This window comes from Mycobacterium sp. PS03-16 (assembly GCF_004570325.1).
Classification (GTDB): Bacteria; Actinomycetota; Actinomycetes; order Mycobacteriales; family Mycobacteriaceae; genus Mycobacterium.
This window is the reverse complement of sequence record NZ_SPQO01000007.1, coordinates 25,012-49,523: the sequence shown is the minus strand read 5'-3', so window position 1 is coordinate 49,523 and position 24,512 is coordinate 25,012. Positions and strand designations below refer to the sequence as shown.

Annotated in this window: 29 protein-coding genes; 13 read left to right on the top strand and 16 right to left on the bottom strand. The window is 70.7% G+C overall.

Features of this window, described 5'->3' with window-relative positions:
* Positions 1 to 46 precede the first annotated feature (46 nt).
* The 4 genes from E4P42_RS08150 to E4P42_RS08135 all read left to right on the top strand — a co-directional run bounded on the left by E4P42_RS08150 (position 47) and on the right by E4P42_RS08135 (position 2,137).
* Positions 47 to 439 carry a hypothetical protein gene (locus E4P42_RS08150; protein WP_135124889.1) on the top strand — a complete coding sequence of 131 codons (393 nt, stop codon included), beginning with the start codon at positions 47 to 49 and terminating at the stop codon, positions 437 to 439.
* A gap of 37 nt (positions 440 to 476) precedes the next feature.
* Positions 477 to 1,055, top strand: coding sequence for a zeta toxin family protein (locus tag E4P42_RS08145; protein WP_135124887.1), 579 nt, complete (start codon positions 477 to 479; stop codon positions 1,053 to 1,055).
* 11 nt (positions 1,056 to 1,066) lie between these two features.
* Positions 1,067 to 1,441 (top strand): RNA-binding S4 domain-containing protein, encoded by a 375-nt coding sequence (locus E4P42_RS08140; protein WP_135125241.1) that lies wholly within the window; start codon positions 1,067 to 1,069, stop codon positions 1,439 to 1,441.
* A 102-nt stretch (positions 1,442 to 1,543) separates the two neighbouring features.
* A complete protein-coding gene (locus tag E4P42_RS08135; RefSeq protein WP_135124885.1) occupies positions 1,544 to 2,137 on the top strand; it encodes a GNAT family N-acetyltransferase in 594 nt (197 codons plus the stop codon).
* 7 nt (positions 2,138 to 2,144) lie between these two features.
* On the opposite strand, the gene E4P42_RS08130 is transcribed toward E4P42_RS08135, so the two are convergent.
* Positions 2,145 to 2,756, bottom strand: a complete 612-nt coding sequence (locus E4P42_RS08130; RefSeq protein WP_135124883.1) for an ABATE domain-containing protein — start codon at positions 2,754 to 2,756, stop codon at positions 2,145 to 2,147.
* Between the two features lie 138 nt (positions 2,757 to 2,894).
* Between E4P42_RS08130 and E4P42_RS08125 the strand changes: the two genes are divergently transcribed.
* Positions 2,895 to 3,182 (top strand): DUF732 domain-containing protein, encoded by a 288-nt coding sequence (locus E4P42_RS08125; protein WP_167759400.1) that lies wholly within the window; start codon positions 2,895 to 2,897, stop codon positions 3,180 to 3,182.
* Between the two features lie 9 nt (positions 3,183 to 3,191).
* Here E4P42_RS08125 and E4P42_RS08120 read toward each other — a convergent pair whose 3' ends face one another.
* Complete coding sequence (locus E4P42_RS08120; protein ID WP_135124878.1) at positions 3,192 to 4,769, bottom strand: FMN-binding glutamate synthase family protein; 1,578 nt, start codon at positions 4,767 to 4,769, stop codon at positions 3,192 to 3,194.
* 393 nt (positions 4,770 to 5,162) lie between these two features.
* Here E4P42_RS08120 and E4P42_RS08115 point away from each other — a divergent pair, with 393 nt between their 5' ends.
* From E4P42_RS08115 to E4P42_RS08100, 4 genes are read left to right on the top strand one after another with little or no spacing between them, the layout of a single operon-like run.
* Positions 5,163 to 6,002 carry an SH3-like domain-containing protein gene (locus E4P42_RS08115; RefSeq protein ID WP_135124876.1) on the top strand — a complete coding sequence of 280 codons (840 nt, stop codon included), beginning with the start codon at positions 5,163 to 5,165 and terminating at the stop codon, positions 6,000 to 6,002.
* A 16-nt stretch (positions 6,003 to 6,018) separates the two neighbouring features.
* Positions 6,019 to 6,720, top strand: coding sequence for a thiocyanate hydrolase subunit gamma (scnC, locus tag E4P42_RS08110; protein ID WP_135124874.1), 702 nt, complete (start codon positions 6,019 to 6,021; stop codon positions 6,718 to 6,720).
* Complete coding sequence (locus E4P42_RS08105; protein WP_135124872.1) at positions 6,721 to 7,092, top strand: thiocyanate hydrolase; 372 nt, start codon at positions 6,721 to 6,723, stop codon at positions 7,090 to 7,092.
* Between the two features lie 28 nt (positions 7,093 to 7,120).
* Positions 7,121 to 7,930, top strand: coding sequence for a DNA-formamidopyrimidine glycosylase family protein (locus E4P42_RS08100; RefSeq protein ID WP_135124870.1), 810 nt, complete (start codon positions 7,121 to 7,123; stop codon positions 7,928 to 7,930).
* A gap of 11 nt (positions 7,931 to 7,941) precedes the next feature.
* Here E4P42_RS08100 and E4P42_RS08095 read toward each other — a convergent pair whose 3' ends face one another.
* Positions 7,942 to 9,522, bottom strand: a complete 1,581-nt coding sequence (locus E4P42_RS08095; protein WP_135124868.1) for a threonine/serine exporter ThrE family protein — start codon at positions 9,520 to 9,522, stop codon at positions 7,942 to 7,944.
* 108 nt (positions 9,523 to 9,630) lie between these two features.
* Between E4P42_RS08095 and aceA the strand changes: the two genes are divergently transcribed.
* Positions 9,631 to 11,928 carry an isocitrate lyase ICL2 gene (gene aceA, locus E4P42_RS08090; RefSeq protein WP_135124866.1) on the top strand — a complete coding sequence of 766 codons (2,298 nt, stop codon included), beginning with the start codon at positions 9,631 to 9,633 and terminating at the stop codon, positions 11,926 to 11,928.
* A 7-nt stretch (positions 11,929 to 11,935) separates the two neighbouring features.
* On the opposite strand, the gene E4P42_RS08085 is transcribed toward aceA, so the two are convergent.
* The gene (locus tag E4P42_RS08085; RefSeq protein WP_209305726.1) at positions 11,936 to 12,352 is read right to left on the bottom strand and encodes a DoxX family protein; all 417 of its coding nucleotides are present in this window, start codon (positions 12,350 to 12,352) and stop codon (positions 11,936 to 11,938) included.
* Positions 12,353 to 12,416: 64 nt separating this feature from the next.
* Complete coding sequence (locus E4P42_RS08080; RefSeq protein WP_135124864.1) at positions 12,417 to 13,205, bottom strand: SDR family oxidoreductase; 789 nt, start codon at positions 13,203 to 13,205, stop codon at positions 12,417 to 12,419.
* 69 nt (positions 13,206 to 13,274) lie between these two features.
* Between E4P42_RS08080 and E4P42_RS08075 the strand changes: the two genes are divergently transcribed.
* Positions 13,275 to 13,937 carry a L,D-transpeptidase gene (locus tag E4P42_RS08075; protein ID WP_371287001.1) on the top strand — a complete coding sequence of 221 codons (663 nt, stop codon included), beginning with the start codon at positions 13,275 to 13,277 and terminating at the stop codon, positions 13,935 to 13,937.
* Between the two features lie 9 nt (positions 13,938 to 13,946).
* Here E4P42_RS08075 and E4P42_RS08070 read toward each other — a convergent pair whose 3' ends face one another.
* Both E4P42_RS08070 and E4P42_RS08065 read right to left on the bottom strand, forming a co-directional pair.
* On the bottom strand, positions 13,947 to 15,359 hold the full coding sequence (locus tag E4P42_RS08070) for an FAD-binding oxidoreductase (RefSeq protein ID WP_135124862.1): 1,413 nt from the start codon (positions 15,357 to 15,359) through the stop codon (positions 13,947 to 13,949).
* Positions 15,360 to 15,370: 11 nt separating this feature from the next.
* Positions 15,371 to 15,928, bottom strand: a complete 558-nt coding sequence (locus E4P42_RS08065) for a helix-turn-helix domain-containing protein (protein ID WP_135124860.1) — start codon at positions 15,926 to 15,928, stop codon at positions 15,371 to 15,373.
* A 121-nt stretch (positions 15,929 to 16,049) separates the two neighbouring features.
* On the opposite strand from E4P42_RS08065, the gene E4P42_RS08060 reads away from it, so the two are divergent.
* Positions 16,050 to 16,823 carry an enoyl-CoA hydratase/isomerase family protein gene (locus E4P42_RS08060; protein WP_135124858.1) on the top strand — a complete coding sequence of 258 codons (774 nt, stop codon included), beginning with the start codon at positions 16,050 to 16,052 and terminating at the stop codon, positions 16,821 to 16,823.
* A gap of 3 nt (positions 16,824 to 16,826) precedes the next feature.
* Here E4P42_RS08060 and E4P42_RS08055 read toward each other — a convergent pair whose 3' ends face one another.
* The 9 genes from E4P42_RS08055 to ripD form a co-directional block, all read right to left on the bottom strand.
* Positions 16,827 to 17,921 carry a spore photoproduct lyase family protein gene (locus tag E4P42_RS08055; RefSeq protein WP_135124856.1) on the bottom strand — a complete coding sequence of 365 codons (1,095 nt, stop codon included), beginning with the start codon at positions 17,919 to 17,921 and terminating at the stop codon, positions 16,827 to 16,829.
* Positions 17,922 to 17,980: 59 nt separating this feature from the next.
* Positions 17,981 to 18,400 carry an EVE domain-containing protein gene (locus E4P42_RS08050; protein WP_245233935.1) on the bottom strand — a complete coding sequence of 140 codons (420 nt, stop codon included), beginning with the start codon at positions 18,398 to 18,400 and terminating at the stop codon, positions 17,981 to 17,983.
* A 107-nt stretch (positions 18,401 to 18,507) separates the two neighbouring features.
* Positions 18,508 to 19,605 carry a DUF808 domain-containing protein gene (locus tag E4P42_RS08045; protein ID WP_209305725.1) on the bottom strand — a complete coding sequence of 366 codons (1,098 nt, stop codon included), beginning with the start codon at positions 19,603 to 19,605 and terminating at the stop codon, positions 18,508 to 18,510.
* A 57-nt stretch (positions 19,606 to 19,662) separates the two neighbouring features.
* On the bottom strand, positions 19,663 to 20,907 hold the full coding sequence (locus E4P42_RS08040; protein ID WP_245233934.1) for a sulfotransferase: 1,245 nt from the start codon (positions 20,905 to 20,907) through the stop codon (positions 19,663 to 19,665).
* The gene (locus E4P42_RS08035; protein WP_135124854.1) at positions 20,904 to 21,989 is read right to left on the bottom strand and encodes a DUF1214 domain-containing protein; all 1,086 of its coding nucleotides are present in this window, start codon (positions 21,987 to 21,989) and stop codon (positions 20,904 to 20,906) included. Before E4P42_RS08035 ends, E4P42_RS08040 begins: the two co-directional genes overlap by 4 nt.
* The gene (locus E4P42_RS08030) at positions 21,986 to 22,600 is read right to left on the bottom strand and encodes a TetR/AcrR family transcriptional regulator (protein WP_209305724.1); all 615 of its coding nucleotides are present in this window, start codon (positions 22,598 to 22,600) and stop codon (positions 21,986 to 21,988) included. The genes E4P42_RS08035 and E4P42_RS08030 overlap by 4 nt, the downstream gene beginning before the upstream one ends.
* A 52-nt stretch (positions 22,601 to 22,652) precedes the next feature.
* Positions 22,653 to 22,859 (bottom strand): helix-turn-helix transcriptional regulator, encoded by a 207-nt coding sequence (locus tag E4P42_RS08025; RefSeq protein ID WP_135124852.1) that lies wholly within the window; start codon positions 22,857 to 22,859, stop codon positions 22,653 to 22,655.
* Positions 22,859 to 23,338, bottom strand: a complete 480-nt coding sequence (locus E4P42_RS08020; protein ID WP_135124850.1) for a DUF2975 domain-containing protein — start codon at positions 23,336 to 23,338, stop codon at positions 22,859 to 22,861. Before E4P42_RS08020 ends, E4P42_RS08025 begins: the two co-directional genes overlap by 1 nt.
* A gap of 60 nt (positions 23,339 to 23,398) precedes the next feature.
* Positions 23,399 to 24,019: an NlpC/P60 family peptidoglycan-binding protein RipD gene (gene ripD, locus E4P42_RS08015; protein ID WP_135124848.1), complete on the bottom strand. Its 621-nt coding sequence runs from the start codon at positions 24,017 to 24,019 to the stop codon at positions 23,399 to 23,401.
* Positions 24,020 to 24,222: 203 nt separating this feature from the next.
* Here ripD and E4P42_RS08010 point away from each other — a divergent pair, with 203 nt between their 5' ends.
* Positions 24,223 to 24,462, top strand: coding sequence for a DUF6480 family protein (locus E4P42_RS08010; RefSeq protein WP_245233933.1), 240 nt, complete (start codon positions 24,223 to 24,225; stop codon positions 24,460 to 24,462).
* Positions 24,463 to 24,512 lie beyond the last annotated feature (50 nt).

The window sequence follows — 24,512 nt, the reverse complement described above, 5'->3', positions numbered from 1 at the left end:
TAGCAGTCTGCTACGCTGGTTTCACACTGCTACAGGGAGGTTCGTCATGGCTGAGGCCGCCGCCGACCGGGTCACCCGGTTCGCCGCGGATCTGATGGACAGTGCGGCCGCCGAGGGCGCGCGCCAGAGCCGCTCGGCCAAACAGCAACTCGACCACTGGGCCCGCGTCGGACGCGCCGTGTCCAGCCAGCACAGCGCCGCCCGCCGCAGGGTGGAGGCGGCCCTGGCGGGTGCCACTCCCCTGCGCGACCTGAGCGCCGAGGAAGGCGTGGTGTTCAACGCCGAGATCTCCGCGGCCATCGAGGACAGCCTCGCGCGCACCGATTACGGCGCGAGCTTGGCCGCCCGCGGCGTCACCACCGTCGCGCTCGGCGACGACGGAGAGCTGGTGCAGTACCGCCCCGACGGCAGCACCGCCGTGCTCGACCACCGCGCGTGAACACGGCGGGCGCTGACGCGAGCCGCCGACACCAGCGGTGAACCGGCTCGATCTCATCGTCGGACCCAACGGCGCGGGCAAGTCCACGTTCATCGAACTCACCCTGACTCCACTGCTGCCCGGCAGCGCGGTGGTCAACGCCGACGAGATCGCCAGACACCGCTGGCCGGCTGACCCTGCCGGACACTCTTACGACGCCGCCCGGATCGCCGCGGCCACCAGGGCGGCCCTGTTGGATCGCGGCGCGTCGTTCATCGCCGAGACCGTGTTCTCGCACCCGTCGAAACTCGACCTCATCGACGCCGCGCACGCGGCCGGCTACACCGTCGTGCTGCACACGGTGCTGATCCCCGAACCCCTCGCGGTCCAGCGCGTGCGCCACCGGGTCGCGGCCGGCGGCCACGATGTCCCCGAACAGAAGATCCGCGACCGCTACCGGCGGCTGTGGGATCACGTCGCGGTGGCCGCGGTGCGCGCGGATTCGGCGACGTTCTACGACAACAGCGCCGTCCGGGGACCGCGGATCGTTGCCCAACTCGCCGGGGGCTTCATCGTCGGCTCTCCCACCTGGCCGGACTGGACGCCCGCGGCACTCGCGTCCCGGTGGCCGGGCTGAGCGGGTTCATCATGGACGGTGTGGAGTCGACGAGAATCGATCGCTGGCTGTGGTCGGTACGGCTGACCAAGACGCGTCCCGACGCGGCGTCGGCATGCCGGGGCGGGCACGTGCGGATCAACGACCGGCCGGCGAAACCGTCGTCGATGGTGTCGCCCGGCGACGAGGTGCGGGCCCACCTCGGTGACACGACGCGCATCGTGCAGGTGGTGCGGATCATCCACAAACGCGTCGGCGCGCCCGACGCGGCGACGTGCTACCTCGACCGCACTCCCCCGCCACCACGAGTGACGGCCATTCCGGTCGCCGTGCGCGACCGCGGGGCCGGACGGCCCACCAAACGCGACCGCCGCATGCTGGACCGGTGGCGCGCCGGCCGGATGTGAGCCACCCGCGCCGCGGCATCCCCTCCCGGCTGTAACTGTTAAAAGAATGTTGAACGGTTACTCTGCATGTGGACGCGCGCCGCACTGCGGAAGGAGGGCGCGATGGCCACGGAGAAGGTGCAGACGCTGACCGCTCGTCCGTTGTCGGACGCCACCTGGGAGGACTTCGTCGACGTCCTCGGCGACAACGGCGGGGCACGCGGATGCTGGTGTATGCACTGGCGCCTGTCGTTCGCCGAATGGGCCGAGGGCAGGGGCGACGGAAACCGGCGGGCGATGCGGAAATTGGCGCGGCGCGACGACGCTTCCCCCGGCGTGGTGATCTACCGCGGGTCTGAGGCGGTCGCGTGGTGCTCACTCGGACCGCGCGAGGACTTCCCCCGGATGGCGCGCTCACCGCTGCTGGCACCGATCGACGACGAACCGGTCTGCGCGATCGCCTGCCTGTTCGTGCACCGCGCGCACCGCGGGGCGGGGTTGCTGCCGGCGGTCCTCGACGCGGTCTGCCGCTATGCCGCCGGCCGCGGTCACCCGATCGCCGAGGGGTACCCGGTCGAACCGCGCGAAGGCCGGCGCGCCGGCGCCGACACCGCGATGACCGGTATCGCCAGCGCATTCCGCGGCGCCGGCTTCCATGAGGTGGCGCGCCCGCGGGACGACCGCCCGGTCATGCGGCGCCGCCTCCGACCGGCCTGAGGCGGGCTCAGGCGCCGGCGGAGTCGGCGCGGCGGTGGCGGGTCACCTTCTCCCGGTTGCCGCAGGTGCTCATGCTGCACCACCGTCGGCGACCGCCCCGCGACGAGTCGAGGAACAACCAACCGCACCGGCCGCAGGCCCGGACGCGGTCCGGGGGCAGCGTGAACAGCGCCTGCACCGCCATCAGGGAGAGCGCGGCGGGGATCGCCCCCGGTGCGGCCCAATCGGCCTCCCATTCCCCGGGGCCGGGCCCGGTCCAGTCGATGCGGGCGCCGCGCGCCCCGGCGCCGGCCCGCTCGAGCAGCGCGCCCAGCGCCCCGGATGGCACCGCGGTGCCGCCGGCCACCGCGCCGAACACCGCGGCCGCGTGCTCACGCACCGCGCGCACGTCGGCCACCAGTGCCCGCTCGGCGGCCGGGGTGAGCGTCGGCGCGGTCGCGAACAACCCCACCGACAGGCACCAGGCCACCACCTCCGCGGGTGACCGCAGCAGGTCGTTGTCCTCGGCGGGATGCAATCGGTCGAACACCGTGTTGGTCAGGTCGAGGATGGGGTGGCCACCGATGAAATGCGCGTCCTGCCAAGGTGATCGCGCGCGGGGCTCACCGAAGGTAACCATTGAAACCACTGTATCCGGTTGCGCGCCTGCGGGGCGCACGCGCGGTTCCCCGGTACGGGCCTGCCGCCGGGACACCGGGAACTGACGGGGTGGACAATGATCATGAAACGACGTCGAGTCACACCACGGAGGTCCCCGATGTACCGCTCATTCGCCGTCGCCGGACTGGTCTCGGCCGCGGCACTCGGGTTGGCCCCGTCGGCATCCGCCGACGAGGCCGGGTACCTCGAACTGCGGGAGACGCTGGCGTTTCTGACCGAGGATCAGCTGCTGTCGGCCGGTCACGCGGTGTGTCAGGCGACGCGCAGCGGCGTCCCGGCCTCGGACATCGTCGACATCGTCCTCGACGAGCTGCAGCCGTACGGCGTCACCGTGTCGTCCGCGACGCACATCGTCGTCACTGCGATCACCGAACTCGGCTGCTGAGCCGGCCGGTCAGCCCACCGCCGAGGGCGACGGCGGCGCCGAATCGCCCTGCCGCGTGCGCCCGGCCATCAACCCGATGATCGCCTCCCGGTCGGCGGGCGACGGCAAGCCCATACCGGGTGCGTAGCCGTAGACGTCGTGCAGCGGTGTGGTGGCGGTCCGACCGGTGAGGATGTCCACCGCGTCGGTGCCGATCAACCCGGGATGCTCGACGCCGCAGGCCTCGGCCACCTTGACCAGGTCCCGGCGCAACGTCTTGATGTAGTGGGCGGCCCGCTCCGCCTTGAGCTCGGGCACCAGCCCGCGTGCCAGCCAGGCGTTCTGGGTGGCGACGCCGGTCGGGCACGTGTCGGTGTGGCACTTCTGGGCCTGGATGCAGCCGATCGCCAGCATCGCCTCTCGTCCGACGTTGACCATGTCGCAGCCGAGCGCGAACGCGACCACCGCGTTGTCGGGCAGGCCGAGCTTGCCGGCGCCGACGAAGGTGACCTGCTCGTGCAGCCCCCGGTCGGCGAAGATGCGGTAGACCTGCGAGAAACCGAGTTGGAACGGCAACGACACGCTGTCGGTGAAGATCAGCGGCGCGGCGCCGGTCCCGCCCTCCCCGCCGTCGATGGTCACGAAGTCCACGCCCCGGCCGGAGTCGCGCATGAGATCGGTGAGCTCGTACCAGAAATCCAGGTCGCCGACTGCGGCTTTGATGCCGACCGGCAGCCCCGTCTCGGCGGCCAGCAGTTCCACCCAGTCGAGCAGGCTGTCGGTGTCGGAGAACTCGGCGTGCCGGGACGGGCTGACGCAGTCGCGCCCTTCGGGAATGCCGCGGGTGGCGGCGATCTCGGCGGACACCTTGGCCGCGGGCAGCAGTCCGCCGAGGCTGGGCTTGGCGCCCTGGCTCAGCTTGATCTCCAGCGCCCGCACCGGGGCGCCGGCCACCAGGTCCTTGAGCTTGGCGAGGTCGAACCGCCCGTGTTCGTCGCGGCAGCCGAAGTACGCGGTGCCGATCTGGAAGATCAGGTCACCGCCGTGGCGGTGGTAGCGGGAGATACCGCCCTCGCCGGTGTTGTGCAGGCATCCGGCCAGCGCGGCGCCGCGGTTGAGCGCCTCTATCGCGTTCGCGGACAACGAACCGAAACTCATCGCGGAGATGTTGACCACCGACGGCGGCCGGAACGCCTTGGCCCGCCCGCGCGCGGCGCCGATGACCTTCGCGCACGGCACCTCGACGTCGTGGCCGGCGGTCGGCGCCGACGGCGGAACGGTGCGGGCGAACGTGCGGTGTTTGATCACGGGGTACCCGGCCGTGTACTCGATGTTGTTGTCGGTGCCAAAGCCGAAGTAGTTGTTCTCCTTCTTCGACGAGGCGTACACCCAGCGCCGCTGATCGCGGGTGAACGGGCGCTCCTCGTCGTTGGCGGCGACGATGTACTGGCGCAACTCCGGTCCGATCGCCTCGATCAGGTACCGGGCACGCCCGATCACCGGGAAATTGCGCAGCAGTGCGTGTTTGCGTTGGAAGACGTCCCGGGCCGCCGCGGCGACCAGTGTCGAAGCGGCGGCGGCGGCGACGGTGCGAACGGTACGACCCATGGGTCGAGGGTTTCCGCGGGCCGGCGGCTCAAACCGGCCCCGACCGGCCGCGACCGTCCGTTCGCGCGCTCGCCACCGGGTGTTCAGACAACTCGCCGGCGCAGTGCCGAAGGGCGGCGCCGACCACCGCGGGCGATGGTGACCCACAGCCATCAGAGGGCACCCTGTGTCCGACCGGGCCGACCGGAGTGCCGCGTGAGAATTGATATTTGTTGTGACACAACCGCTTCGACGGCCGCCTGCATGGTCGCGCCCCGCGGGGATGCGGCCTGTTCGAGGTCCGCGTGATGATCGGATCGATTCCAGAAAGCCGATCCGCCACGTGTGGCGACCGGCCACAGCGAATAATCTCGGGCGTCTCGGTAGTGCGTCCGCACCACGAAGGGAGCGCCGATGGGTACGGCCGCGCAGCGTGCCTCGCAACTCGACCTGGTCGCCCGCCTCAAGTCGGCGTATCCGGAACTGCCGGATGCACCGACTCCCGATCAGCTCGACCACGCGCGGATCACCGCGTACCTCAAGCCGGTGCACGACGTCGGGGGTGAACCCGACGCGCCGATGACGTACGAGAACAAGCAGTACGAACAGTGGGAGGAAGCGACCTACGTCATCTGCGAGGTGCTGGGTGCGCGCGGCATCTGGCTGTCTGAGGAGCGGCGCCGGATCGGCAACGTGGACGTGGGGCGGGCACAGTATCTGGGCCTGCCCTACTACGGCCGCTGGCTGCTCGCGGTCGCCCGCGTGCTGGTGGAGAAGCACCACATCGGGCTCACCGAACTCGCTGAACGCATGGCCGAGGTGAAAGCGCGCTACCCCGACGGCCTCGACGGCCGGAAACCCCAGGCGCAGCCCAGGTTCGAGGGGGACGGCGCACAGGTCAAGCGCAACGAACATCACCGGCACGCCGTCGGCAAGGGCGACCCCCAGGTGTACGCCGGCCTGGCCGGTGCGCCTCGCTTCGCCGTCGGCGACGCCGTGCGGGTGCGTGAACTTCCCGTCGTCTTCTACACCCGCACCCCCGAATACTGCCGCGGCGCCACCGGCACGATCGCCGAGGTGGCCTACGAGAGTCCCGCGGCGGAGGACGAGACCTGGGACCTGCCCGATGCCGCCCCCGAGTGGTTCTACGTCGTCGAGTTCAACCAGAGCCAGCTCTGGCACGGCTACACGGGGACGCCGGCGGACACTCTGCGCACCGAACTGCCCGAGCGCTGGCTCGAGCCGGCGACCTAGCCGAGGAGGACGGCACATGGCCCACGACCACGACCACGACCGCACCGTCAAACCCATGGTCGACGAGATCACCGACTTCGAGGTGCTCGAGATCGCGCTGCGCGAATTGTGCATCGAGAAGGGCATCTTCACCGCTGAGGAACACCGTCGCTTCACCGAGTTCGCCGAGCAGATCGGGCCCACCCCTGCGGCCCGGCTCGTCGCCCGGGCGTGGCTGGATCCCGACTTCGAACAGCTCGCCCTCACCGAGCCGATGGCGGCGAGCAAGGAAGTCGGCGTCGACTGGCTGGAGCCGACCGGGTTCGGCACCCCGAGCGACTTCACCGCGTTCCAGATCCTCGCCGACACACCGACCGTCCACCACGTGATCGTGTGTGCGCTGTGCTCCTGCTACCCGCGGCCCATCCTCGGCAACTCCCCGGAGTGGTACCGCACCCCGAACTACCGGCGCCGGATGGTGCGCTGGCCTCGCCAGGTGCTCGCCGAATTCGGCCTGTACCTGCCCGACGACGTCGAGGTCCGGGTGCAGGACTCCAACCAGAAGCACCGCTTCATGGTCATGCCGATGCGCCCGGAGGGCACCGACGGCTGGACCGAGGACCAGTTGACCGAGATCGTCACGCGGGACTGCCTGATCGGGGTGGCGCTGCCGAGAGCCGGGGTCACCACCAACGTCATCACCGACACCCGCCCGGCCGTCCACCCGATCGGTGACTAGATGAGCACCGCGGAGCGCGGCCCGGTCGACGGCCGCCGGATCGAAGCCCTCGAGCGCATCGTCGAACGCAACCAGGTGTGGCCGCGGATGGCGGAGAAATACGGGGTGGTGAACCCGGTGCCGCCGTGGAAGACGAGCCTCGACGGGTTGTGCGACGCACTCGACCACGGCGGCTGCGGGCGGGCCGAGGGGCTGGACTTCAAGCAGCGCCGCGACGAGGAGGACCAGCTGTCGGCCACCGTCTACGCGGGGCTGCCCTATCCCGAGAGTCAACTCGTGTCGTTGGCGCACTCGCTGCTGATCCGCGGCCTCATCGACGAACGTGACCTGCAGGAGCGGCTGACCCGCATCCGCGCCCGGCTGGAGGCGTAGACCGCGCGCAACGGGAATCATCGGGGGCGTGCCCGAAGGTGACACCGTCTACGCGCTGGCCCGCCGGCTCGATGCCGCGCTGCGCGACCGGGTGCTGACCCACGGGCAACTCCGGGTGCCCGCCCACGCCACCGCCGACCTCGCCGGCCACACCGTACTCGAGCACGTCACCCACGGTAAGCATCTCCTGACGCGCCTGTCCGACGAGCTCACCCTGCACACCCACCTGCGGATGTCCGGCTCCTGGACCGTGTCCGAGCAGGGCCGGTGGCTTCCGCCCGCGGTCCTCCCCGACGTTCGGGTGGTGCTGCGCACCGCCGGACCGGCCGCTTACGGGGTGCGGCTGCCGGTGGTCGAGCTGCTGCGCACCCGCGACGAACGCGACGTCGTCGGGCACCTCGGACCCGACCCGCTGCGCACCGACTGGGACCCCGACGAGGCCGCGCGGCGCATCGCGGCGCAGCCGGACCGGCCACTGGTGGCGGCGTTGCTCGACCAGCGGTGCGTCGCGGGATTCGGCAACCTGTGGGCCAATGAACTGTGCTTCCTGCGCGGGCACAGTCCGTGGACGCCGGTCGGGGCCGTCGACGTCGGTGCCCTGCTCCGTCTCGGCGCCCGCGCCCTGCGGCACTCCGCCACCGTGCCCGGCGCGATGCAGGTGACCACCGGGGTGCGCCGCAAAGGTGAGCAGCACTGGGTCGCCGGCCGGGCGGGCCGGCCATGTCTGCGGTGCGGGACGACGGTGCAGGTGGTGGCCGAGGTCGTCAACGACCCGGAACGGCGCCGCACCTGGTGGTGCCCGACCTGTCAGCCGGGCCCCGCCCCCGCGCCGCGATGACCCGGGCGGTGTCAGCGCGTGGTGTCGTCGTCCGCCGTGGACCCGTCGCGGTCCGACGCGGGGTCGGTGTCGTCGCGCGCCGGTTCGAGCGCGACGCTGCGGGACCGGCGGCCGCCGCCGGTGGCGTCCGCCGGTTCGGACGGCTGCAGCGCGACCACCTGTCCGACGGCGCGGCGCAGCCCGGGCGGTCCCTCGATGCGGATCAGCTCGCCGATACGCCCGGCGCGGTAGCGCAGCGGTGAGCCGAGGAACTCGCCGAGCACCACGCCGCTGCCCAGCGCCAGCGCCACCGCGGTCGCCGAGAGCATCTGCGCCAGACCGTCCTGATAGTTGCCGTCGACGGCGAAGTAGAAGACCGCGCGGAACACCGCGAGGCCGGGCAGCATCGGCATGATGCCCGCGGTCGCGGTGACCAGCGCGGGTGACTGGCGGCGGATCGAGATCAACGTGGCCAGGAACCCGACGCCCAGTGCGGCGGCCCCGGTGGCGACGACCTGGCCGACCCCCGCGCTGCCGAGCCCGATCAGCACCCACTCGGCGAGGCCGGCGGCCACCCCGGCGGTGATCACCGACCGCCACGGCGCGTAGCTCGCGATGGTCAGGCACGCGCCGGCCAGGCCCGCTCCGACGACCGCGAGCGCGATCTCCCACGGCCGGTTGGGGATGATGAACATCTCGGTGGCGTCGACATGGAGTTCGATCGCGACCCCCGCGATGGTCGCGACCTGCAGGCCGGCGACGATGCCCACCACGATGCCCGCGGTCAGAAACAGCGCCTCGCCGAGGCGGGCCACCGCGGTGAGCATGTAGCCGGTCACCGCGTCCTGCATCGCGCCGACCAGTGTCAGACCTGACAGCAGCATCACGATGCCGGTGGCCACCAGGGCCGTCGGTCCCTGCCCGGCGAACAGATACGCCGCGACCGCGACCAGCGTCGCGATCGCCGCGCCGGTCACCTGATAGAAGAAGAACGGCGTGCCGATCCGGGCCAGCAGCCGGCCCACCCGGTCGATCACCGCCGACGTCACCGCGGCCAGAATGCACGTCAGCCAGCCGCCGCCGAGCAGCATGGCGATACCGAGCGCGAAACCGGCCCAGCCTGCCGTCGCGAGCCACCGCGGGTAGGGATGCGGCCGCTCGGTGATCTCGTCCATCTCCTCGTGGGCCTGATCGACGGTGACACCGCCCACGGTGATCCGCTGCACCAGCCGGTCCAGCGCGGCCAGGCGCGAGTAGTCGGTCGTACGCGTGTGCACCGACCGCACGATCGTCACCGGCGCGCTGTCCGGGCTCGGCATCGCCGACACGATGATCGTGGTGAACGTGATGTCGACGACGCAGTCGCTGAGCTGGTAGGCCTGCGCGACGTCGCGGGCGGTCGCGACGACGTCCGCGGTGCCCGACCCCGACGACAGCATCACCTCGGCGAGCCGGATGGTCAGATCGAGGACCTTGCGGGTGTGCATATCCCCGCGGCCCTCGGCGCCGCGGAAGCGCCGACCCGCGACGGGTGCCGGGTCGCGCCGTCCGCGCAGTGCCATCCGCAACCCGCGGCGCAGCGCCGCGGTGCCCTCTGTCCGATCGTGCTCCATCGCCCAGCAGGATACTGACGGCGCCTGATGTGCCGGGCACGACATCGAGGCTGTGGCGACTCGCCGAATCGGCCGTCGCGTCGCCACCATCGTCCTATCGTCGGCACCATGACCACCATCGACGCCCAGTCCGAAGTCACGACCTCGTTCGAGAAGGAGGTCGCCGACACCCAGCGATACTTCGACTCGCCGCGGTTCACGGGCATCACCCGCCTCTACACCGCCCGGCAGGTCGTCGAGCAGCGCGGCACCATCCCCGTCGACCACACCGTCGCGCGGGAGGCGGCGCAGGCGTTCCACCCCCGGCTGCGCGAGCTGTTCGCCGAGGGCCGCAGCATCACGACCTTCGGACCCTACTCCCCGGGCCAGGCCGTGACGATGAAGCGAATGGGCATCGAGGGCATCTACCTCGGTGGCTGGGCCACGTCGGCGAAAGGGTCCACCAGCGAGGACCCCGGGCCCGACCTGGCCAGCTATCCGCTCAGCCAGGTGCCCGACGAGGCCGCCGGGCTGGTGCGGGCGCTGCTCACCGCCGACCGCAACCAGCACTATCTGCGGCTGCGGATGGACGACGCACAGCGTGCTGCCACCCCGGTCCACGACTTCCGGCCGTTCATCATCGCCGACGCCGACACCGGTCACGGCGGCGATCCGCACGTGCGCAACCTGATCCGGCGCTTCGTCGAGGCCGGGGTGCCGGGCTACCACATCGAAGACCAGCGCCCCGGCACCAAGAAGTGCGGCCACCAGGGCGGCAAGGTGCTGGTGCCGTCCGACGAGCAGATCAAGCGGCTCAACGCGGCGCGCTTCCAGCTCGACGTGATGGGGGTGCCGGGCATCATCGTCGCGCGCACCGACGCCGAGGCCGCGAACCTGATCGACAGCCGCGCCGACGAACGCGACCAGCCGTTCCTGCTCGGCGCCACCAACCTCGCCATCCCGTCCTACAAGTCGTGCTTCCTGGCCATGATGCGCAGCTTCTACGACGCCGGGGTCACCGACCTCAACGGTCATCTCCTGTACTGGCTGCCCGAAGGCGAGTACGACGCGGCGCGAGCCTGGTTGCAGCGCAACGGGATCGGCGACGTGATCGCCCGGGCCGCCGCGGCGTGGCGCGCCGACGGCGACCCGAGCAACGATGCGCTCTACGACGATGTCGAATCGCAGTTCGTCGCGGCGTGGGAGGAGGACGCCGGCCTCAAGACCTACGGTGAGGCCGTCGCCGACCGGATCGCGTTCGCCGAGGGCGACGGGGAGGCGCTGGCCATGAGCGCCGACGAGTGGCGGACGTTCGCCGAGCGGGCCTCCCTGTACAGCGCCGGCCAGAAGGCCCGCGAACTCGGTGTCGAGGTGGCCTGGGACTGCGAACTGGCCAAGACGCCCGAGGGCTACTACCAGCTGCGCGGCGGAATCCCCTACGCGATCGCCAAACAGCTCGCGGCGGCGCCCTTCGCCGACATCCTGTGGATGGAGACCAAGACCGCCGACCTTGCCGACGCCCGGCAGTTCGCCGAGGCCATCCACGCCGAATTCCCCGACAAGATGCTGGCCTACAACCTGTCGCCGTCGTTCAACTGGGACACCACCGGCATGACCGACGACGAGATGCGGGCCTTCCCTCTCGAACTCGGCAAGATGGGCTTCGTCTTCAACTTCATCACCTACGGCGGCCACCAGATCGACGGTGTGGCGGCCGAGGAGTTCGCCACCGCCCTGCGTCAGGACGGCATGCTCGCGCTGGCCCGGGTGCAACGCAAGCTGCGGCTGGTCGAATCGCCCTACCGTACGCCGCAAACCCTGGTCGGCGGGCCGCGCAGCGATGCCGCGCTGCTCGCCTCCTCCGGGCGGACCGCGACCACCAAGGCGATGGGTAAGGGCTCCACCCAGCACCAGCACCTCGTGCAGACGGAGGTGCCCAAGAAACTGCTCGAGGAGTGGCTGGCGCTGTGGAGCGAGCACTACGCGCTCGACGGGGCCCTGCGTGTGCAGCTGCGCCCGCTGCGCGCCGGCGGCGAAGTCTTGGAACTGGGCATCTTCGGCGAACGCGACGGCCGCGAGGAAAAGCTCGCCAACGTGCTCGTCGACCCCATCAAGGACCGCTACGGGCGCAGCATCCTCACCGTGCGCGACCAGAACACGTTCGCCGAGGAGCTACGGCAGAAGCGGCTGATGACGCTGATCCACCTGTGGCTGGTGCACCGCTTCAAGGCCGACGCCGTCTACTACGTGACGCCGACCGAGGACAACCTGTACCAGACCGAGAAGATGAAGTCGCACGGCATCTTCAGCGACGTGTACCAGGAGGTCGGGGAGATCATCGTGGCCGAGGTGAACCGGGAGCGGATCGCCGAACTGCTCGGCGCCGACCGCGAGGCACTGGGCCGGCTGATCCGCAAGGAGGACTGAGACTCCGTCAGACGCTTGTGGATGCGGTGCCAGCGGCAGTCCGCTGCCGCTGCACCGCCCAGGCGCCGGGTCCGGTGAACGCCAGCAGCAGCATCGCGAAGCAGAACAGCACGGGGGTTTCGCCGCCGTTGACCATCGGCCAGAAGCTCTCGGGGAAGTGCCGCCAGAAGTACGCCACGGCCATGGTGCCCGAGGCCAGGATCGCCGCCGGCGCCGTGAACAGCCCGATGGTGACCAGCAGGCCCGTGACCACCTCGATGACCCCGGCGTACCAGGCCGGCCAACTGCCGAACTCGACCGCCGAAGAGCCCGGGACGCCGAAGAGTTTCGCCGTGCCGTGGTGAGTGAACAGCAGGCCGACCACGATCCGGAAGATCGAGAGCATCCTGGGTGCGTGCGGGGCGAGACGGGGTCCGAGCGTCATGGCCCGAACCTACCTGGACCGCGGTCCGGATGGAGGGCGTGCGTCGGGTGATCCCCGTCGCACGTCATACCCGGCCGGTCGCCCTCATCATCTGCTCGGACACCATTGCCAGCACCGGCCGCGGTGCGATCCGGTAGCCCAGCGCCAGGATTCGGTTCTGCAATCCCGACACCACCGTGGGGAACGGCCGATCGAGCGCCTTGAGCGCGGTGTCGACCACCTCGGCCGACGTCTGCCTGCCCCGCGTCGCGAACGATTTCCCGGTCCGGTCGAAGAACTCCGTTTCGGTGGCGCCGGGGCACAGCGTGAGTACCTTGACGCCCTGCCCGCGCGTCTCCTGCCACAGCGCCTCGCTGAACGACAGCACGAACGCCTTCGTCGCGCCGTAGACCGCCATGCTCGGGACGGGTTGGAAACCCGCCGTCGAGCCGACGTTGATGACGATCCCCCGGCGGGCGGCGACCATCGCGGGCAGCAGGTGCCCGGTGAGCTCGACCAGCGCCACGCAGTTCAACTGGATCTGGGCGGCGTTGGCGGCGGGGTCCTGTTCGGCGAACCGGCCGTGGGATCCGACGCCGGCGTTGTTGACCAGGATGTCGGCCTTCCGGCCCAGCGTGCGTATCTGCGCGGCCACCTCGGCCGCGGCTCCGGGCACGGCCAGGTCGGCGGTCAGCACGTCGACCTCGCGGCCCGGATGGCGGGCCAGCAGCTGCCCGCGCAGCTCTTCGAGGCGCTCGGTGCGCCGCGCCACCAGGATCAGGTTCACGCCCGCGGCGGCCAGCCGGACCGCGAACTCCTCGCCGATGCCGCCGCTGGCGCCGGTGACCAATGCCGTTCTGCCCGAGAGATTCATGCACCCAACGTAACCAGTCCCTATGCTGTGACGGAACCGCCTGCGTGCGGCCAAGCTCGAGGAGGTGTCGTGGCGGGTGGACGCCTGCGTCGGCTCGGCGTGACGTCGCTGGCGGCACTGCTGGCCGCCACCATGAGCGCCGCGCCCGCGGCCGGGCAGCCGCCGGCCGGGTCGCAGATGATCGTGGTCAGCGCACCCGACGCCCAGTCGCCGACCGCGACCCTGACCGCCTATCAGCGCGACGGCGCGGGCTGGCGCACGATCCTGGGGCCGATGCGCGCCGACCTCGGATCGCTCGGCGTCGGCGCACCCGCCGACGACGTGTTCCGCACCCCCGTCGGCACGTTCCCGCTCGGCCAGGCGTTCGGCCGCCAGCCCAACCCGGGCACGAGGATGCCGTACTTTCAGGCGACCGACGAGGACTGGTGGGACGAGGACGTCGACTCCCGCACCTACAACACCCATGTCCACGCCGCCGAGATCGACTCCGAGGACGCCGAAAACCTCTACGACTCCGGCCCGATCTACGACTACGCGGTGCTGATCGACCACAACCCGCAGCGGGTTCCCGGCCGGTCGGCCGGCATCTTCCTGCACGTCACCGACGGCGAGCCGACGTGGGGCTGCGTGGCCGTCGATCGCGACCAGATGCGGCGGGTGCTGCAGTGGCTGGATCCGGCGGCATCGCCGCACATCACCATCGGCGTCGGGATCGACGGGCCCGCGCGCTGACCGCGGGTTTCAGCGCCCCGCGATCACGTTGGCGATCCGCGCCAACCTGCTTGTGCCCGGGCGGTTTCGCGCCGCCTCCCGCCGGTCGGCGGTGCGGTACATCGCGTACATGCCGTGCACACCGAGCCAGCGCAACGGTTCGGGTTCCCATCGGCGCACCCGCCGCCCCACCCAGGGCAGCCGGGTCAGCGCGGTGTCCCGGCCCGACACCAGGTCGGCCAGCGTGTGTCCGGCCAGGTTCGTCGTCGTCAGCCCGCTGCCCACGTAGCCACCCGCGGTGCCGAGACCGGTCGCCGGGTCGAAGTCCACGGTCGCGGTCCAGTCCCGGGGCACCCCCAGCACCCCGCACCAGGCGTGGGTGACCGGTACGTCGCGTGTCGCCGGGAACATGTCGTGCAGCAGGGTGATCAGCGCGTTGACCGTCCACTCCTGGGTGGCACCGCGATCGTCGATGCGGGACCCGAACCGGTATGGGATGCCGCGCCCGCCGAGCGCGATGCGGTGGTCGGCCGTGCGCTGGGCGTACATGTACCCGTGTGCGAGATCGCCCAGCAGTTCTGCTCGGTGCCAACCGATCTCGTCGTGGACCTGGTCGGGTAGCGGCTCGGTGACGATCATCGAGGAGTTCATCGGCAGCCAGTTGCGCCGCTGGCCCGGGATGGTCGCGGTGAACCCCTCGAGGCAGCGCAGGACCACCGGCGCCCGGACCGTGCCGCGGTCGGTCACCGCCCGGCCCGGGGCGATGCCGGTGACCGTGGTCTGCTCGTAGATCGTCACGCCGCCGGCCTCCACCGCCCGCGCCAGCCCCTGCACCAGCTTCGCCGGCTGCACCCGTGCACAGTGCGGGCTGTACAACGCGCCCTGGGCGTTTCGCACCCGCACCCGGTCGTCGAGTTCGGTGCGGCTGAGCACCACGAAGTCCTCGGGCCCTGCCCCCCAACGCCGTTCGAAGTCCAGCGACTCCCGCAACCGGCCGAGTTGGGCCTGATTGCGCGCGACGTGCAGCACGCCGTCCTTGACGATGTCGGCGTCGATGTCCTCGGCCTCGGCGACCGCGATCACCTCGTCGACCGCGCCCTGCATCGCCCGCATCAGGTCCACCACGCCCTGGTGGCCGTGGGTGGCGGCGTAGGCGTCGCGCGAACCGGCCAGTTCCGCGGACAGCCACCCGCCGTTGCGGCCCGAGGCGCCGAAGCCGGCGAACTCACGCTCGACGATGACGATGCGCAGCTGCGGCTGGGCCTGTTTGAGATAGTGCGCCGCCCACAGGCCGGTGAGCCCGGCCCCGACGATGCACACGTCGGCGTCCACGTCACCGGGCAGTGCGGCGCGGCGCGTCGGCCAGCCGATGGCGCGGTACCAGAACGAGACGCCGCCGTTGATGAAATCCGTTGCCAGAGCGCCGGGCTGGTGGTCGGACATGGTGTCGCTCCTCAGTCGGTGGGGGGACTCACTATCCAGAGCAGCTCGGCCCGGGTGTCGCTGTGGTTGTGGACGGTGTGCGGGACCGAGGTGCGGTATTCCGCGCTGTCGCCGGCGTCGAGGCGGTAGTGCGTGCCGGCCAGGTCGAGGGTCGGGCTGCCGGCGATGACGACGAGAATCTCCTGGGCGTCGCCGTGCGTGTAGGCGGGGCCCGCGCCCGCCCCGGGCGCGAACTCCGCGGCGTAGACCTCGAGGTGGCGTAGCGGCTTCTGCGACAACAGATATTTCGCGCTGGACTCCGAGACGTGGATTTCCGGGCGGGCGGCCCTGCGCAGGATGCGGGGGCCGTCGGTGTCGGTGTCGGCGAACAGGTCGGGCAGGGACACGCCGAGCGCCTCGGACAGCCGGCGCAGGCTGCCCACGCTGGCGTTGACCTGGCCACGTTCGAACTGGCTGAGAAATCCGGGCGAGACGTCGGCCCGGCCGGCCAGCTCGCGCAGCGTCATCTGCCGCGCTGTGCGGAACCGCCGCAGCCGCGCCCCGGTCGCCACGTCGCCGTCGTCCGGCATTCGGTGAACATCCGTTCGTCGAAGGTGATCCGTTGTTTGGTGGCACCGAACAACGTGTTCGCCGACTGACGGTAGGCCGCGGCGGCGGTTCCCGCAAGGGGGTGCTCACTAGGGTGCAGCCATGAGCCTCGTCACCTACGAGTTGGACGACCACATCGCCACCATCACCCTCAACCGGCCGGAGGCCCGCAACGCCATCAACGGCGCACTGCGCCACGAACTCAACACCGCGTGGAACCGGTTCCGTGACGACGAGGACGCCTGGGTCGGCATCCTGACCGCCAACGGCACCGTGTTCTGCGCGGGCGGGGACCTCAAGGACGGTGCGGGGTCGGTCGGCACGTTCGGCGGCACCTTCTGGGAGAAGCCGACCATCAACTCGTTCGAGAGCGGCATGGAACTGTTCAAACCCACGATCGCGGCCGTACAGGGTCCGTGCGTGGGCTACGGTGTGACCGGAATCCTGTTCTGCGACTTCGTCATCGCCTCCACCGAGGCGACGTTCTCGTTCCCGGAGGTCGCGCTGGGCATGCCCACCGTCGTCGGGGCGATCCGGCTGCCCGAGCGGGTGCGCTGGGCCGACGCCATGGAGTTGCTGCTCACCGGCCAGCCGATGACGGCCCAGCGTGCCAAGGAGATCGGGCTGGTGTGGCGGCTGGTCGAACCGGACGATCTGCGGGCCGAGGCGCGGGCGTGGGCCCGCACGCTGACCGCCGCCGCCCCGCTGGCACAGCGCGCCACCAAGGAGGTGGCTTGGCGCTCCTCGCGGATGGGCTGGATCGAGGCCGTCCGGTTCGGCGAGACGATGCGCAAGGTGGCCGCCGCCACCGAGGACGTCGCCGAAGGCATCAGCGCGTGGCGGGAGAAGCGCGCCCCGCGCTGGAAGGGCCGCTGACGGTCAGAACGCGTAGCGGATCCGGCACTCCGGCAGCTTGGCGTCGATCAGCTCGGTGAGCTGCTGAACCCACCGGCCCTTCCACGGGCTCTTGTAGCGGACGTTCCACTGCCCGCTCTGGCTGCGCTTGAGCTGCTGCAGATCCGGGCGCCACAGCAGCTCCTCCCCCTTGGGGTGCCAGCCCATGTTGACGTCGTGCAGGCCCTCGTTGTGGGTGAGGAAGATGATCTCGGCGGCGAGCTGCTGCTTGGTCCGCGCACTGGTGCCGTCCGCGATCTGGTCGAGCAGCTCGGACCAGTCGGCGAGCCAGTTCTCGTGCACGATGACCGGGCTGAAGTTGAGGTGCACCTCGTATCCGGCCTCGACGAAGTCGTCGATGGCGGCGATGCGCTCGGCGATCTTCGAGGTGCGGATGTCGACGAGCTTGGACGTCTCGGCCGGCATCAGGCTGAACCGGACGCGGGTGCCGCCCTGGGGGTCGTAGTCGAGCAGGTCGCGGTTGACCAGTTTGGTGGCGAAGCTGGCCTTGGCGTTGGGGATGCGGGCGAACAGCCCGACCAGGTCGCGCACGTTGTCGGAGACCATCGCGTCGACCGAGCAGTCGCTGTTCTCGCCGATGTCATACACCCAGTCGACCGGGTCGCACTGGTTCGGCACGGGTTTGGGGCCCTGACGCTTGGCGTGGCGTTCGAGGTAACCGGTGATCCTGTCGATGTTGGCGAACACCGTGATCGGGTTGGCGTACCCCTTGCGGCGCGGGACGTAGCAGTACGAGCAGGCCATCGCGCAGCCGTTGGCGGTCGACGGGGCGATCCAGTCGCTCGAGCGTTCGTTGCGTCGGGCCGACAGGCTCTTCTTCTCACCGAGGACCAGCGTCTGCTGTTTGATGCGCACCCAGTCCTCGACGTTGCCCTCGTTGCCGTAGAGGCCGGGGATGGCCTGATGGGACAGCACCTGGATGCGTTCGGCGTCGGGATATCGGTCGAGCACCTCGACGGCACGCGGGAAGCGTTCGATGTCGGGTTCGTGGTAGATCCGGGTGATGTCGAGGAGTCGGTCCGCCAGAGTGGCCGGGGTACGGCCGAGCGTGGACGTCATGTGTGGTTCAACGGGGGCCGGGTGACCGGGATTCCGCCGCGGCGCCGGGGTCACCGACATCACAGCTGCCCCGCGGCCGTCGGGAGCAACGGGTCGATGAGGCCGATCTCGTCGACGTCGACCCACGACGGATTCGCCTGCTGAGGAGACCGGAACACCTCCAGCGACGCGAGGCTCCCGGTCGCAATCAGCGCGGCGGCGGTGACCGGTCGGCCGAACAGCGGGATGTCGACGGGAACGCGGAGGCGGCCGTCGTCCCATTCCGCCCGGCCGGTGAGGCGTCCGGCGCCCCAGATGCCGCGCTGCGGATGCGCCGACACCCAGAACAGCACGCGGTCGCCGGGCCTCAGCAGGCGGGAGCGGTAGTTGTCCGCGACGCACCACGAGCGGTGCGCCGCGCCCGCCACCACCATGGGCGTCAGCGACGTCACGTGCGGGTTGCACTTGATCACCCACGCACCGAGTGCTTCCCGGGTCACGCGGCGTCGCGCTCCAGACTGACCGTGGGCAGGCCGGCTCCCGCACTTCTCCCGCACAGCTTCAGTCTCGCGCGGCGACGCGTGCGCTCGGACCCGTCGAGCCGGCGTCAGCGGGTGCGTTCCGGCGGATGTCCACCCGAGGGCGCGGCGCCGCCGTCCTCCGGCTGGAACTCGGCCGAACCGTCGTCCTCGGCGGCATCGGTGTGGTCCTCGGCGCCCAGATCGCGCGGATGGCTCATCGTCGTCTCCTCGCCTGTCGGATGTGCGTCGGCGTGATGCTTCTTGCCGAACGGCAGCACGTGCATCACCGCCACCACCAGGGCGCCGACCACCAAGCCGATCACCGCCGACGCGGCCGTGTTGACCAGCCAGGCCAGGACGCCGCCGACGCCCGGCACCGCGTGGTGGACGGCCTCCTCGGCGTGGTGGACGATCCCGTACGGTCCGTGCCAGCCCAGCTCGTCGGTGCCGACCAGCAGGATGTGCCCGCCGACCCACAGCATCGCGACCGTGCCGATCACCGAGAGCGCGGCGAGCAGCTTGGGCATCCCGGCCACCAGTCCACGACCCACCGACTGCGCGACGCGGGAACTGCGCTGCGTCAGCCGCAGCCCGATGTCGTCCATCTTCACGATGCCCGCCACCACGCCGTACACCGCGGCGGTGATCACGAGCGCCACGACGACGAGGATGATCAGCCGCGGCCAGAACGATTCGCTCGCCACCTCGTTGAGCGCGATCACCATGATCTCGGCCGACAGGATGAAGTCGGTGCGGATCGCGCCGGTCACCATGTACTTCTCGGCGTCCTCGCCCACCTCGGCCGCGGGCGCGGCGTGGCTGTCATGACCTCGGATACGGCCCCACACCTTCTCGGCGCCCTCGAAGCACAGGTAGGTGGCGCCCAGCATGAGGATCGGGGTGAGCAACCACGGCAGGAACTGGCTGAGCAGCAATGCGGCCGGCAGGATGAACACCAGCTTGTTGCGCAGCGAGCCGATCGCGATGCGTTTGATGATCGGCAGTTCCCGCTCGGCGGCGATCCCGTGCACGTACTGCGGGGTGACCGCGGTGTCGTCGACCACGACACCCGCGGCCTTGGCGGTGGCCCGGCCGGCGGCTGCGCCGATGTCGTCGACCGAGGCCGCCGCGAGGCGGGCCAGCGCGGCGACGTCGTCGAGCAAAGCGAACAGGCCGGCGCTCATGGCGTCTGCTCCATGGGCGAAGGGTACCCGCCGCGCGTGCTCTACACCCGGGCCGCGTCAGCTCGCGACGAACCGGTCGCGGTAGGGCCGCAGCCGCGCGGCCACCGCGTCGACGTCGAGGCCGAGATCGGCCGGTCGGTGGCGCACCCCGCCGTACAGACCGCGGGGGTGGTCGGTGCGGAAGCGCTGCATCGCCGTGCGGGCGCGCTCGTCGAACGGCTGGCCGGCCAGCGCGTAGATCCGCGCCAGCGTCCCCTCCTCGTCGGCCATGAAGTCGTCGAAGCGGATGTCGACGGACCGGTCGGCGGGCAGCACCGCGCGGTCGCGCAGGCATCCGGTGAGCAGGTCGTCGGCGCGGTCCACCCAATAGCGGGTCAGCGCCGCCGGATCGGGCCGGTCGCACGACATGCGCGCGGCGTAGCAGATCATCGTCGCCATCGACTGCACCACCTCGACCGGATCCCGATGCGTCACCACGAACGTCGCGTCGGGGAAGGTCGAGACCAGTGCCGGGAACTGTTCGAGGTGCTGCGGGGACTTCAGCACCCACCGGGTTCCGCCGCGCAACCACTGCAGCGCCTGCAGCGTGCGCTTGAGATGGGCATAGGACGGCGACTGGTCGGTGTCGCGGTAGTGCGCCGCATAGGAGGGGACGTGGAACATCGTCTCGAACAGCATGCCGCCGATGTCGTTGCCGAGCAGCTGGATCTCCTCGTGAGCGTGCTCGACGGTCATGTCGTGCATGCGCCGGAACTCGGGCATACAGGTGTGCACCAGGTCCAGGCCGGCAGCGCACCGCGCCCGGCGGGCCGCGTCCTCCTCCCCCGGCGCGGCGACGGGTTCCAGGCTCTCCCAGTAGGGCAGGTACCGGATCGCCGGATCCGCGGCGATCATGTTGTGCAGGTGCGTGGTTCCGGTGCGGGGCAGCCCGCAGACGATGATCGGGCGGTCGATCGGCACGTCGAGGATCTCGGGGTGCGCCGCGATCAGCGCGGTCAGGCGTAAGCGGTTGACCAGATGCTGGGTCAGCTGTTCGAACGCCAGCGCCCGGCCGGCGTCGGACAGCCCGGCCTCCTCACGCAACGAGGTGCACAGCACATTCAGGCGGGTGCGGAACCCGTCGTCGCCCCAGTCGTCGAGTCCGGTCCGGGCCTCGGCCGCCGCCAGCAATGCCGCGGGCGTGAGCGTGACGGTGGCGCCGTAGCCGGCCAGCGCCGCGCGCATCGGCTGCGCAGCGGCCGGGAACTCCGGCGCGGCGAGGTCGTCGAGCGTGATCGCCGCGGGCCGGGCCGGCGCACTCACCGCGACACCCGGTCGAAGTCGGAGGCGATGTCGACGACGCGGCACTGCGGCCGCTCCGGCGTCTGCTCCGGCAGGAACCAGCGCAGCCAGATCAACCCGGTGCGCCGGCCCGCGGTGGACACCCAGTTCGGATGTCCGGGGTCGCGGTCGGCGATCACGATCTGCCACGAGCCGTCGGGCCGGTACCCGATCTGGGCGCCGTTGATCGTGACGCGTTCGTAGGTGTAGTCGTAGGTGTGCAGGAACGGATTCCACAGGCACAGGTTCCAGAACACACAGTCCGGTGAGGTTCCCTCCACGATGAGCGCCTGATCCGGTTCCAGGGCGTAGGCACCCATCGCGTAGGCGGCGTCGGCGGCCGACCATCCGTAGGCGTTCTGCGGCACCGGGAACGGCTCGTGGATGCTGTTGGGCGGGTCGACGCGGGTGGGCAGGAACGAGCACTGTTCGCGAATCCATGTGCGGGCGGCCCGCATTCGCCGCGCCAGATCCTGTGCGTCGTCGTGGCGCCGAGCCGGCGGGTCGATGGTGTCGATGGCCCACCGGGTGCGCCGCCCGCTGGCCGGATCCTCGAGGTAGTCGCGGGTCAGGGCCATCACCGCGTCCGCTTCGGTCCGCAACCAGGTGCCGGGCTGCGGGTCGGGGCTCATGGTGAAGGCGAAGTTCCCGTCCTCGTCGAAGTCCAGGTCGCGGTGGTTGACGGTGCCGACGATGCGATTGCTGTAGCTGCCGTCGTCGGGACCTCCGTAGACGGTCATCGACAGGTACACCGCGTCGCCGCGGTTGCCGGTCACCCGGTAGGTCCGCGCCGGGTCGACGGGCGCAAGCTGGTAGAAGGCGTCCGAATTGTCGCCGCCCCATTTGAGATACGGCCCGATGACGTCCACCAGCCGCGGGCGGTCCTTGTCGCCCCAGACGTACGCGTCGACGGCGACGCGCAGCAGGCTGAAGGTGAGGCGGTAGCCGTCGAGGAGGTCGGCGTCGGCCAGGGGCGGATCGGCGTGCAGGAACCGGTCCTCGATGGCGCGCACCTCGTCGAGCAGGGCAGCGAATGCCGTGGACAGTTCACCGTGACGGGTCATGGGTGCTCCTGGTTGCGGACGGCGGCGCCCCGTAGGAGCAGCGCGCCGAGGTGGGCGACGCAATCGTCCACGTCACGGCGGTCGAGGACATGGACGGCGTAGAACGCGCTGCCGATCACCGTGTCGTAGAGGGTGTCGGCGTCGAGTTCCGCGTCGACCGCCCCCCGCGCGACGCCGTGGCGGACCAGCGCCGCGAACTGTGCGCGGGTGGCGTCGTCGAGCAACTGCTGCGCGCGGATCTGCAGCTGCGGGTCGCGGTGGCGGTCGGCGAGGATTCCGAGCGCGGCGGCGTGCACCGCCGGCTCACGCCAGAACTCGACGACGGCGCGCACGAAGCGGTGCAGGTCTGCGCCGAAATCGTCGCTGCCGGTGAGCAGATCGCCGATGTCAGGTTGGCCGAAGGCCGCGTCGAACACCAGGTGTGCCTTCGACGGCCAGCGGCGGTAGACGGTGGGGCGGCTGACCCCGGCCTCGCGCGCGACGGACTCGATGGTCACCTGGTCGTATCCGTCGCGGACCAGGATCGTGCGGGTCGCGGCCACGAGGTCGTGCCGGGTGCGCGGATTCCGGCGCCGCCCCCGCGGCGGCGTCTGCGGCGCGGCCTCGGTCACACCTCAGCTTTACACGGTGTCACGTAATTCGTCGGCGATTCGGCCGATGCGCTCAGTCCTCCACCCACTCCAGGAGGTCGCCGGGTTGGCACTGCAGCACCCGGCACATCGCCTCGAGTGTGGTGAATCGCACCGCCTTGGCGCGTCCGTTCTTGAGCACGGCCACGGTGGCAGGGGTGAGCCCGACCCGTTCGGCGAACTCGCCGACGCTCATCTTGCGGCGCGCGAGCTGGACGTCGATGCGCACGACGATCGGCATCAGATGACGGCGTCCATGTCGGTGCGCAGCGCGGTCGCCTGCGCGAGCAGGGCGCGCATGACCACCACCAGCAGGCCGAGGACCGCGCCGCCGGTCAGAAGCAGGAACAGCAGCAGTGGCAGCCCGGGGTCGCGGGCGTTGAGCCCGACGTAGAGGAACACCCCGAGCAGCACCGCCCACCCGGCCCCGATCGCGCCGACGATGGCGTCGACCCAGGACATCGACGCCTCGGTGAAGATGCGGTCGCGCCGCACCAGGGTCAGCAGCTTCCACGTGCACACGATGACCACCTGCGCGCACAGCACCCAGAACATCGTCACCGCCGTGGCCGGCCAGCGCAGGTGCGCCGATTCGGGCGATTCCGCGGCCATGTGCGCGAACTGGCCCGGAAGCGACATGGTCTGCATCAACAGCAGGATCCCGAACAGCGCCACCAGGCAGGCCCGCAGTCCACCGATCACCCATCGTTGCCTCGTCATACAACGACTATCGTTCGATACCTATCGAAAGTCAATAGGTTGGGGAGGTGGCCGCCGCGGTCAGTCGATGTAGCGCACGAGGTACGGAGCCATGTTGTTGGTGCGCACCGGCGTCACCTGGACCGCATCCCCCACCTCGATCATCTGACCGTTGCCGATGAACAGCGCGACACTCTGCGTTCCGTTCGGTCCGTAGAACAGCAGATCGCCGGGCAGCGCCTGAGACGGCAGCACCTTGCGGCCCACCAGGTACTGCTCCCCCGAGGTCCGCGGCAGCTTGAGCCCCGCACCGGCGAACGCGTACACCATCAGACCAGAGGCGTCGAAGCCGACGACCCGCGGCGCCGGAGCCGGTGCGGGCGCGGGCAGCACGGGAACCGTTGGCAGACCGGGCATTCCCGCGGGCGGGAGAAAGCCGGGCGAGCCGGCGACCGGGAGCGAACCGGGTGCGGTCGCCGCGGACTGGCTCACCTCGGCGGTGCTGCCGTTGCCCAGTGACGGTCCGGCGACCGTGCCGCCGCCGTAGGCGAACGGCACCCCACGCTGCGACAGCGCGCGGGCGATCACGATGTCGATGGCCTGTTGATTTCGGGTAGGGAACATCAACCTGTCGGCGGTGGCGGCCCCCGCGGTCGCCAACGACACAGCCAGACACACGACGAACACGACGATCCGTCTCATCCCAACCCACCTCTTCGTATGCACGCAGACATCGACCGGTCGGCCACCGGTCAAGATCACTTCTACCGCCTGGCCTCCCCGGATGGCGAACCCGTAAGCGTCCCATCGGCAAAAGATGCCGGAGTGAGACGCAACGGTGACCGAATGCGGGTGAACGCGTGTGAGACGCGCACCGCGGGGTACGTCGGAACACCATGACAGGTATGCCGCCGCAACCCGAACCCGAGGAAGTTCCCGGTCTGGAACCCGGCGGCGGCGTCGCGCCGGGCGATACGCCGCCCGACGCGGGGTCGACCGCGGTGGGCGAGGAACCCGGGCCGCAGCCGGCCCGCCGGGTCACGCCGGGCAGCGTGCTGACGATCGTCCTCGTGGCACTGTTCGCGCTGGCGTTTCTCGCCGTCGCCGTGGGCGTGGTGCTGCACATGACCGGAGTCACGGGCTGACCTGCCCGCCGGCCGGAATCGCGCTCCCCCGCGAATCGTTGCACCAGGCA